The sequence below is a fragment of the Streptomyces sp. W16 genome (genome assembly GCF_033194735.1).
GTDB lineage: Bacteria > Actinomycetota > Actinomycetes > Streptomycetales > Streptomycetaceae > Streptomyces.
Genome location: NZ_JAWOAI010000798.1, coordinates 1 through 3,214 on the forward strand (window position 1 = coordinate 1; position 3,214 = coordinate 3,214).

The window sequence follows — 3,214 nt, forward strand, 5'->3', positions numbered from 1 at the left end:
CGAGGCCTGCGCCAGGCTCTTCGCCAGGCCCAGGTCGGCGAGCAGGACCCGCGCGGTGCCGTCCGGGGCGGTGCGCAGCAGCACATTCGTCGGCTTGATGTCCCGGTGCACGATCCCCGCCTCGTGCAGCGCGGCGGCGCCCCGGGCGGCCAGCGCGGTCAGCCGCAGCATCTCGGGCACGGTCAGCGGACCCGCGGCGAGCAGATCGGCGAAGGTGCCGGCGTCGGCGTACTCCATCACGAAGTACGGCCGTCCGTCGGGCAGTTCACCGATGTCGTAGACCTGCACCACCCGGTTCGAGCCGGCCCTGCGCAGCAGCCGGGCCTCGGACAGGAAGCGGTCGCGGATGTCCATGCGGTGCGCCCAGTTGTCGGCGAGGACCTTCACCGCGACCGGGGCTTCGAGCTCGTCGTCGTGCGCGAGCCAGACCGTGCCGAACGCGCCGCTGCCCAGGCGGCGTTCAAGGCGGTAGCGGCCGATCTGTTCGACGTAGTGCATGGGACTATCATGCCTGCTCGGAGATCGAGGCGGAGGAGTGGATCCAGTGCAGGACACGGCGCCGACCGAGGAGCTGGCCAGGCGCGCGGCAGCCGGTGACACGGCCGCACTCGACGCGCTGCTCAGGTCGATCCAGCCCGACGTGGTACGGCGGTGCGGGCGGTTCCTGCCGTGCCGCGAGGACGCCGAGGAGGCCGCGCAGGACGTACTGCTGCAAGTCGCCCGGAAGATCGGCACGTTCGAGGGCCGCAGCCTCTTCAGCACCTGGCTCTACACGGTCGTCGCCAACGGCGCCCGGCAGAAGTACCGCGAGCTGAAGCGGCGGGCCGCCGAGCAGCCTGCTGTGATCGATGTCACGCAGCATGTCGACCCGCGCACGACGAGTGTGATCGCCGGGTCGAAGATCGACCTCCTGGAGGCGATCGAGCGCCTTGAGCGGGAGTCCCCGCACCTGGTCGAGCCGCTGGTGTACCGGGACATCTGCAAGCTGGAGTACGCCGAGATCGCCGAGCGGCTCGGCATCCCGCTCGGCACGCTCAAGTCGCGGCTGCACGAGGCCCGCCGCCAGGTCAGGCCCTGGCTGCTCGACCTGTCCTGACGCCCGGCCCTCGTCGGAGGGTCTGACGCTCAGTCCTCGTCGAACAGGGAGAGCTCCGCCCAGATCGTCTTGCCGTCGGCCGTGTGCCGGCTGCCCCAGCGCTGGGTGAGCTGGGCGACCAGCAGCAGCCCGCGCCCGCCCTCGTCCCAGGTCTTGGCGCGGCGCAGATGCGGGGCCGTGTGGTTGGTGTCGGAGACCTCGCAGATCAGGGTGTCCGCGTCATGGATGAGCCGGAGCCGGATGGGGTGCGCGCCGTAGCGGATGGCGTTGGTGACCAGCTCGCTCACCACCAGCTCGGCGGTGAAGCCGACCTCGCTCAGGTTCCAGAGGTCTAGCTGTTCCACGACCTGCTTGCGGATCGGGGCGACGAGGGACGGGTCGGCGGGGATGTCCCAGGTGGCGACCTGCTCGGCGGGCAGGCCCTGGGTGCGGGCCAGCAGCAGGGCCACGTCGTCGGCGGCACCGCCCGGCGGGAGCACGGCGTGCAGGATCCGGTCGCAGGTCTCGTCCAGGGAGTCCGAGGAGGCGTACAGCGCGTCGAACAGCAGCCGGTGACTGGCGTCGAGGTCCCGGTCGCGGTTCTCGATCAGCCCGTCGGTGTACAGCGCGAGCACGGTGCCCTCGGGCAGCTCGAACTCGGCCGACTCGAAGGGGAGTCCGCCGAGGCCGAGCGGTGGTCCCGCGGGCAGGTCGACGTGCTCGGGCGGGCCGCCGGGCCGGATCATGATCGGCGGCGGATGTCCGGCGCGGGCCAGCGTGCAGCGCCGGGACACCGGGTCGTACACCGCGTACAGGCAGGTCGCGCCGACCTCGCCCGGGCTGCCCTCGCCGCCGGCCTCCGCGGACAGCCGTACGACCAGGTCGTCGAGGTGGGTCAGCAGTTCGTCCGGGGCCAGGTCGATGTCGGCAAGGGTGCGGACGGCCGTGCGCAGCCGGCCCATGGTCGCGGAGGCCTGGATGCCGTGGCCGACGACGTCCCCGACGACCATGGCGACCCGCATCCCGGACAGCGGGATCACGTCGAACCAGTCGCCGCCGACCCCCGCGCGCGCCGCCGGCAGATAGCGCGAGGCGGCCTCCAGAGCGGCCGTGCGCGGCAGTTTGCGGGGGAGCAGGCTGCGCTGGAGGGCGAGCGCGGTCTCGCGTTCCCGGGAGAAGCGGCGGGCGTTGTCGATGCAGACGGCGGCGCGGGCGGTGACCTCCTCGGCCAGCAGCACGTCGTCCTCGGTGAACGGGTCGATGCGCCGGTACCGGGTGAGGACCGCCACGCCGAGGGTGACGCCGCGGGCCTGGATCGGTACCGCCATCGAGGAGTGGATGCCGTATTCCTGGACGCGCTTGGTGCGGGCCCTGTCCCAGGCCAGCCAGAGCGCGAGGGCCCGGTCCGAGGCCACCAGGGTGCGGCCCGCGACCAGTGCGTCGGCCTGCGGCGACTGGGTGGGGTACAGGTCCGACTGGCCCGGCTTGGCGACGGCCTCGGGGCTGCCCTGCTGCACCGACTGGTGCGCGGTCCGGCGCAGTCTCACCGGCGCGGTGATCGCCGTCGGGAGTTCGCCGCCGTGCTCCTGCGGGTCCAGCAGGTCGATGCTGACGAAGTCGGCCAGGGCCGGCACGCAGACATCCGCGAGCTCCTGGGCCGTACGGGTGACGTCGAGGGTGGTGCCGATGCGGACGCTCGCCTCGTTGACGAGTTGCAGCCGCTCGCGCGCCAGGTAGTTCTCGGTGAAGTCGTGCGCGGCCAGACACACGCCCCGCACCCGTCCCTCGGTGTCGGTGATCGGCGCCATCCGGGCCAGCCAGGCGTGTGCGGTGTCCTCGCCGCCGGTGCGCATGTAGATCTGGAAGTCCTGGGCGGTGCCGGAGGTGAGCACGCGCAGCATGTATTGCTCCAGCTCCGCGCTCTGCGTCTTGCCGCCGATCTCGGTGATCCGCAGGCCCTGGATGCGTTCCTCGGGCAGACCGATCACCTCGGCCATCGCGTCGTTGACCCGGCTCAGCCGCAGATGCTCGTCGTAGACCGCGATGGCACACGGCGACTGGGTGAGCGCGGCGGTGGCGAGGGGGTCCTCGTCGGCGCGCGGCCCGCCGCCCTCCAGCGGCGTCACGACGAGCCAGTCG

General features: G+C 72.3%; 3 protein-coding genes. 1 reads left to right on the top strand and 2 read right to left on the bottom strand.

The genetic code is table 11. From position 1 onward, the window contains the following. Window positions 1–498, bottom strand: a 498-nt coding sequence (locus R6V09_RS49450) for a serine/threonine-protein kinase (RefSeq protein WP_317887986.1), incomplete at its 3' end; no start/stop codon positions are given. A 46-nt stretch (window positions 499–544) separates the two neighbouring features. On the opposite strand from R6V09_RS49450, the gene R6V09_RS49455 reads away from it, so the two are divergent. Beyond that, window positions 545–1,096 (top strand): RNA polymerase sigma factor, encoded by a 552-nt coding sequence (locus R6V09_RS49455; protein WP_317887987.1) that lies wholly within the window; start codon window positions 545–547, stop codon window positions 1,094–1,096. A 29-nt stretch (window positions 1,097–1,125) separates the two neighbouring features. Here the strand turns inward: R6V09_RS49455 and R6V09_RS49460 are convergent. After that, on the bottom strand, window positions 1,126–3,214 hold a 2,089-nt coding region (locus R6V09_RS49460), incomplete at its 5' end, for a SpoIIE family protein phosphatase (protein ID WP_317887988.1).